The following is a 6538-nucleotide window of genomic DNA, read 5'->3' on the forward strand; positions in this document are numbered from 1 at the left end:
CGTAGACGACCCTGTACCCGGCATGCGGACGAACGAGAATCGACAGAAAGGACGACAGCCTTGCACTCACCCCCTTGACGCTCGAGCGATTAGACGACCCGCTGCGCGGGACGGGGATGAGGTGGAGATCACGAATCGAATGTCGCGCTCGCATTGAGGGTGGTTCGGCAGCGGCAGAGCATGTAGTTCCAGCCAGCCACCATCGGCAGGCAGCTGGCAGCCTTGCCATCACATCCTCCTCTGACGAACACCTAGTACGGTCAACCCTTAGGTGCCGCACTGCGCCGCTCGAGCGCGGTCTTGCGGATGATTTCTGCGATCTCCGGGCTGCTGCTGCACAGCATCTGGAAATCCGCCGAGTGTAGCGACAGAAGTGAGACCACCGTTGTGGCGCTGACGGTCGCCGAGCGTGGTTCGCCGGTGATCAGCGCCATCTCGCCGAAGAAAGCGCCAGGGCCCAGCTCCACCGGGTTCGGCGTCGCGACGCTGACGCGCCCCTCCACGACGAAGAACATCTGGTCACCGGTCTCGCCATTGCGGCAGATCACAGCGCCCGCCGGCACGATGCGAGGTCGTAATGCGCGCACGATCTCGACTAGTGTGGCCGGGCCGAGCTTCTGAAACAACGGCACGGCGGCGACCAATTGCCAATTGCGGACGAAATCCTCGCGACGGACTTCTTGATAAAAGCCGGTGGCAAGAATGCCAGCCCAGAGCGCGAAGATGCCGATGCCACTCATCATGACCGCCCCGGCAAGGACGCGGCCGGCGAAGCTTTCCGGAATAGCGTCGCCATAGCCGGTGGTGGACAGCGTGACCACCGCCCACCACATTGCCTGGGGGATGCTGCCGAACTGTTGCGGTTGGACGTCGCGCTCGATGACATAGGCTGCGAGCGCAAAACCGAAAAGAACGACGCCGAAGACCGTGGCGACGCCGATCAGATTGCGCGCTTCGTTGGTCAGGATTCTGCCCAGCAGCGGGAAGAAAGTTGAATCGCGCAGCGGTTTCAGCAGCCAGACAGCACAGTAGAGGCTCCGGTCGGGCGTGCCGACGAGCAGAAATGCGGCGAGTGGAACCAAAACCGCGAGCACATCAATGGCGATTGCCGGCGTCCTGTCCCGAACGTCTCCCGCCCGGCGCTTGAGCAGTTTCTCGGCCAATTCCAGGAGATAGACGCCCCAAATGACTGCGAGCACGGCAGCCAAAGCCAGTCTGCTTCGTCCGGACAGGTCCGGTGTCGTGAGCGTAGCCACCGCCACAAGCCCAGTCGCAGCCAGCACCGCGTTGAGCGGCGCGTAAATTCTTAAGGAAGGCAGTACCGACATTCTATGCCCACGAGCGGATACTACCGTCCAGGATAGAATGCCTTCAAGGCAAGCGCAAAGGTGCTAATTCGATATGGAGATTACCGGGCCACCCTTGGTCGTCGCTGGACCATAGGCCATGAGCCATCCGATCAGGGTCGAGATCGAGCTGCCCCTCGAACCACACCCAGCGCCGGCTCGTTCTCGGTTGGACCTTTGCAGCCCTGATCCTGTACGGATCGGTGTTCACTGGCTGGCACTATGCCGTGGACGGCTACGCATCAATCATTGTTGTGTCGGTGATCTGGTGGGCGACCGGACGCCTGGTGCGCGAATAATCATGTGCGCCTATCGATAGATGGCCATGCCCGCCGATGGCCTCTTCGCATGGGCAAAACTCGCGATCGTAATCAGGCAAAGGGCACGTGCCCCGACAAGGACGCTCCCCGCCGTGCTCGAAGTTCAACGTGTAAGAGATTCCGCTTTCGAATTTGATGGTGCGGTCGAGAAGCATCGCCGCACCGGTTCGCATATTGATTTTAAAGAATTTTTTCTAGAATTCCATAGCGATTTGTATCACAGTTTGTATCTCAGTCCGTATCGCACGACGCGGACCTGGCCACGTGGTAAGTCGCCCTTCTTACGAGGAACCGAAACGACATTCAGCGTTGTCGTGCTTGCGCCAAGATCTGTTCTCGCCGAGCCAACCTCCAAGTGTCGCATTTGGGGCCGACAGCGGAATGGCGGCTCCGGGACCTCAGGATGACGATAGCGGACGTCTGTAAGCCAGCTTCAGTTTCTCAATCTGACCCGAAACAGACTTTTGTGCGATCATTCGGAACGGTCGCAAGAAACTCGAAGTGGCATTCGCAACCGCGCAAACGGTCTCCCTGACAGCGAGGCGCTGGCGTGACGTTTGACGCGAGTAAGTTTTGCGCTCGCAGCCAACACAAATTGGGCGTATCGTGGCATATCGTCGGTTGCTAATAAATGAGCCGGCGACTGAGAGCGCAAGACTCCCGCAGCGGACTGGGCGCGCTAGAATCCACAACTACTCGTCGCGCCCACGAGACCATCTGCCTCTGCCGGAACCTCTTTTGCTCGGTTCCGGCCAGAATTGTCGTTTGCGATTCGGAAGAGGAGCGTTCGGATGCAGATCATGCAAACCCGCCGCCGATTCCTGGCCGGCGCTGCAATGGCGGGCGCTGCCGGCATCGTCGGTCTTCCGGAGTCACTCCACGCGGAGCCGTCGCTGGAAACAACGACGGTTCGTCTGCCGCGGTGGGTTGGTGGTTCCTACTGCTGGGCAGGCGCGTACATCGCCGGAGAACTGATGCGCGCAGATGGCTTCACCGACGTTCGCTACGTGGAAGCCGACAGAAGCGTCGACCAATCGGAATGGATCGCACGCGGTGAGACCGATTTCTCTGTGAATTTTCCGCCGAATCAGATCGCGTCGATCGATGCCGGCGTGCCGATCAAGGTGCTAACCGGGTTGCACTCGGGATGCCTCGAACTGATCGCCAAGGAGAGCATCCGCAGCGTCGCGGATCTGCGGGGCAAGAGGGTGGGCGTGGATGGTTTCAATAACTCGCGACACGTGTGGCTGACTCTCATGTCCGCTTATGTCGGGCTCGATCCCGTGAACGATATCCAATGGGTCCTGACTGAAGACGCCACCCCGACGGAGCTCTTCGTCCAAGGAAAGATCGATGCATTCCTCGGCACGCCGCCCCAGCCGCAGGAGCTGCGCGCCAAGAAGATCGGCCACACCATCCTCAACAATGCCGTCGACCGCCCATGGTCACAGTATTTCTGCTGCATGATCTCCGCGACGTCGGACTACGTGAATAGGTACCCGGTGGCGACCAAGCGGGTCTTGCGATCCATCCTCAAGGCCGCTGACCTCTGCGTGTCGAATCCGCAGCGGGTGGCTCGGCAGATGGTCGATCGCGATTTCGTCCCATCGTATGACTACGCGCTCCAAACGCTGAAGGATATCCGGTACGACCGGTGGCGGGAATTCGATCCTGAAGACTCCCTGCGGTTCTACACACTCCGCATGCAGGAGACGGGCATGATCAAATCGAGCCCGCAACAGATCATCGCCGACGGAACGGACTGGCGCTTCCTCGACGAGTTGAAGCGTGAGCTGAAAACCTGATCCCATTTGTCTCAAGGGGAGACGTGGACATGGAAATCATCCAGAGCCGCCGGCGCTTCCTGGCCGGCCTTTCGGCAGCCGGCGCCGCGAGCCTAGTCGGGGTCCAGCAATCGCTCCCCTCAGAGCCACCGCCGGAAACGACTAGCGTCCGCAGGCGAGCCGCTGCGGAGCCACCGCCTGAGACGACGCGGATCCGGCTCGTCCGGATTCCCAGCATCTGTCAGGCCCCCCAGTATGTAGCCGAAGAACTGCTGCGCAGCGAAGGGTTCACTGAGGTGCACTACCTCCAAAAAGAGGGGACCGCAGACATCGCGCCGGCCCTCGCCTCTGGTGAAGCCGACCTCAGTGCGCATTTCGCCGCCCCGCTCCTTCTCAGCCTGGAAGCGGGGGATCCCATCGTCATCCTGGCAGGACTCCACGTCGGCTGCTTTGAGCTGTTCGGCACCGATCGCATCCAGTCGATCCGCGACCTCAAGGGGAAGACCGTGGCCGTGCCAGCGCTAGATTCCAGCCGATACGTCTTTCTCGCCGCTATGACGGCTTATGTGGGCCTGGACCTCCATAAGGACATACACTTCGTCACGCATCCGGGACCCGAGTCCATCCGGCTCCTAAGTGAGGGGAAGATCGATGCCTACCTAGGCTTTCCCCCCGAACCGCAGGAGATGCGGGAGCGGCAGATCGGCCATGTGGTGATTAGCAGCACCGTGGACCGGCCCTGGTCGCAATACTTCTGCTGCATGCTGGCTTGGAACCGGGAGTTCGTCCGCACGTATCCGGTGGCCACCAAACGCGCCCTCCGCGCCATCTTGAAAGCGGCGGATTTCTGCGCCAGCGAGCCGGAGCAGTCCGCGCAGTACTTGGTGGAGCAGGGCTATACTAGGCGCTATGACCATGCCCTCCAGGTCATAAAGGGGCTCCCCTACGGTTGGCGTGGGTATAGCGCTGAGGACACCCTGCGCTTCTACGCCTTGCGCCTCCACGAGGTCGGGATGCTCAAGAGCACCCCCCAGAAGCTCTTGGCCCAAGGCACCGACTGGCGCTTCTTCAGCGAACTGAAGGAGGAGTTGAAGACGTAGGCAATCGCCATCATGCCGTGCGCCCTATCGAGGGAAGGAGTGGCTTATGCAGATCATCCAGAACCGCCGCCGTTTCCTAGCCGGCGCTGCGTCAGCCGGCGCCGCGGGCCTTATCGGCACCTCTACGCAAGCCTGGGCTGAGCCGCTGCCGGAGACCACCTCGGTCCGCCTGCCGCGGTACATCGGCGGCGCCTATTGCTGGGCGGGCCTGTACCTCGCCGGAGAGATGCTGCGCGCCGAGGGATTCACCGATGTCCGCTATGTGCAAGGTGACAAGAAGGTTGATCATTCCGCGTGGATCGCAAACGGCGAGACGGATTTCAGTGTGAACTATGTGCCGATTCATCTGGCGTCGATCGATGCAGGAGTGCCGATCAGGGTACTAAGCGGACTGCACTCCGGGTGCCTCGAACTGATCGCCAACGACAGCGTCAAAGGCGTCTCGGACCTGCGTGGAAAGCGGGTTGGGGTCTTTACGCTTGATTCGCCGCAACACGTGTTGGTTTCTCTGATGGCCGCCTATGTTGGGCTCGATCCCGTCAACGACATCGAATGGGTCATCGAAGAGCACAATTTTGCGGAAGGCTTCGTCGAAGGAAAGTACGATGCAGTGCTCGGCCAACCGCCCCGCACGCAGGAACTTCGCTCCAGGAAAGTAGGCCACACAATCCTCAACTCGACCACCAACCCGCCGTGGTCGCAGCACTTCTGCTGCATGATTTCCGCGACTGCGGATTATGTAGACAGATACCCGGCGGCGACAAAGCGCGTCCTGCGGTCCATCCTCAAGGGCGCCGACCTCTGTGTCTCAGATCCGTCATGGACTGCAGGGCAGCTGGTCGATCGAGGTTTCGTCCCCAGCTACGAACTCGCGCTGCAAACGCTTGGCGACCTCCGGTACGACAGATGGCGGGATTTCGATGCCGAAGCCTCGATGCGCTTCTACGCGCTGCGCATGTACGAAACGGGCATGATCAAGTCGAGCCCGCAAGAGATAATCGCCACCGGAACGGATTGGCGCTTTCTCTATCAACTAAAGCAGGAGTTGAAGACGTAGGCAATCGCCGAACGTCGTGTCCCATCAGGGAAGGAAAGGCTTATGCAGATCATCCAGAACCGCCGCCGTTTCCTCACTGGCCTGTCCGCGCTCGCAGGTGTGGGTCTTGCAAAGGGCCGCAACGCGGCCGCCGCCGAAGCGGCACCTGAAACCACAATCGCCCGCTTTGCGGCGGCGCCCGGTATCTGCATTGCTCCGCAGTACGTCGCCGAGGATCTGATCCGCGCAGAGGGGTTCTCAGATTTCGGCTTCGTGGCCGCCGAAGCTGGTATCGCCCAGACCGAGATGCTGGCGCGCGGCGACATCGACTTCGGCATTGACTTTGCCACGGCCCTAATCATTCCAGTCGACACTGGCGCCCCGATCAAGGTGATCTCCGGAGTGCATGTCGGCTGCTACGAGTTGTTCGGACGCGAGGACATCAAGAGCATCGCGGATCTCAAGGGCCGCAAAGTCGGCGTCGGCGGCAATCTATCGTCGGATCCGCATATCTTCGTCAGTGCCATGGCGACCTATGTCGGCCTCGATCCGCAACGCGACATCGAATGGATCGTCGGCGAGGCAAAGCCGGCGGAGCTCTTCGCCGAGGGCAAGGTCGACGCCTTCCTGGCTTTTCCGCCTGAGGCTCAAGACCTCCGCGCCCGCAAAGTCGGCCACGTCATCCTCGACAGTTCCAAGGACCGGCCGTGGTCGCAATATTACTGCTGCATGCTGGCGGTCAACGCTGCGTATGCCGAGAAAAATCCAGCTGCCACCAAGCGCGTCATCCGGGCCATCATCAAATCGGCCGACATCTGCGCGGCCGAACCGGAACGGGTGGCACGCCTCCTGGTGGATGGCGGACACACCGAACAATACGACTACGCCGTGCAGTCGCTCCGCGAGCTCCCATACTCTGATTGGCGCGACTTCGATCCCGAGGACACGATGA

At 60.9% G+C, this 6538-nt stretch carries 5 protein-coding genes; 4 read left to right on the top strand and 1 reads right to left on the bottom strand.

Translation table 11 applies throughout. The features are described from left to right. Nucleotides 1-260: 260 nt before the first annotated feature. On the bottom strand, nt 261-1328 hold the full coding sequence (locus NKJ91_RS33095; RefSeq protein ID WP_352458859.1) for a cyclic nucleotide-gated potassium channel: 1068 nt from the start codon (nt 1326-1328) through the stop codon (nt 261-263). A gap of 1129 nt (nt 1329-2457) precedes the next feature. Here NKJ91_RS33095 and NKJ91_RS33105 point away from each other — a divergent pair. The 4 genes from NKJ91_RS33105 to NKJ91_RS33120 form a co-directional block, all read left to right on the top strand. Further along, nucleotides 2458-3471, top strand: a complete 1014-nt coding sequence (locus NKJ91_RS33105; protein ID WP_352458860.1) for an ABC transporter substrate-binding protein — start codon at nt 2458-2460, stop codon at nt 3469-3471. A gap of 29 nt (nt 3472-3500) precedes the next feature. Then, the gene (locus tag NKJ91_RS33110) at nt 3501-4550 is read left to right on the top strand and encodes an ABC transporter substrate-binding protein (protein WP_352458861.1); all 1050 of its coding nucleotides are present in this window, start codon (nt 3501-3503) and stop codon (nt 4548-4550) included. Nucleotides 4551-4596: 46 nt separating this feature from the next. Further along, nucleotides 4597-5607: an ABC transporter substrate-binding protein gene (locus tag NKJ91_RS33115; protein ID WP_352458862.1), complete on the top strand. Its 1011-nt coding sequence runs from the start codon at nt 4597-4599 to the stop codon at nt 5605-5607. 42 nt (nt 5608-5649) lie between these two features. Further along, nucleotides 5650-6538 (top strand): ABC transporter substrate-binding protein (locus NKJ91_RS33120; RefSeq protein ID WP_352458863.1); only part of this gene is annotated, 889 nt, incomplete at its 3' end.

It is taken from the genome of Mesorhizobium sp. M0040, from assembly GCF_040323505.1.
Lineage (GTDB): Bacteria > Pseudomonadota > Alphaproteobacteria > Rhizobiales > Rhizobiaceae > Mesorhizobium.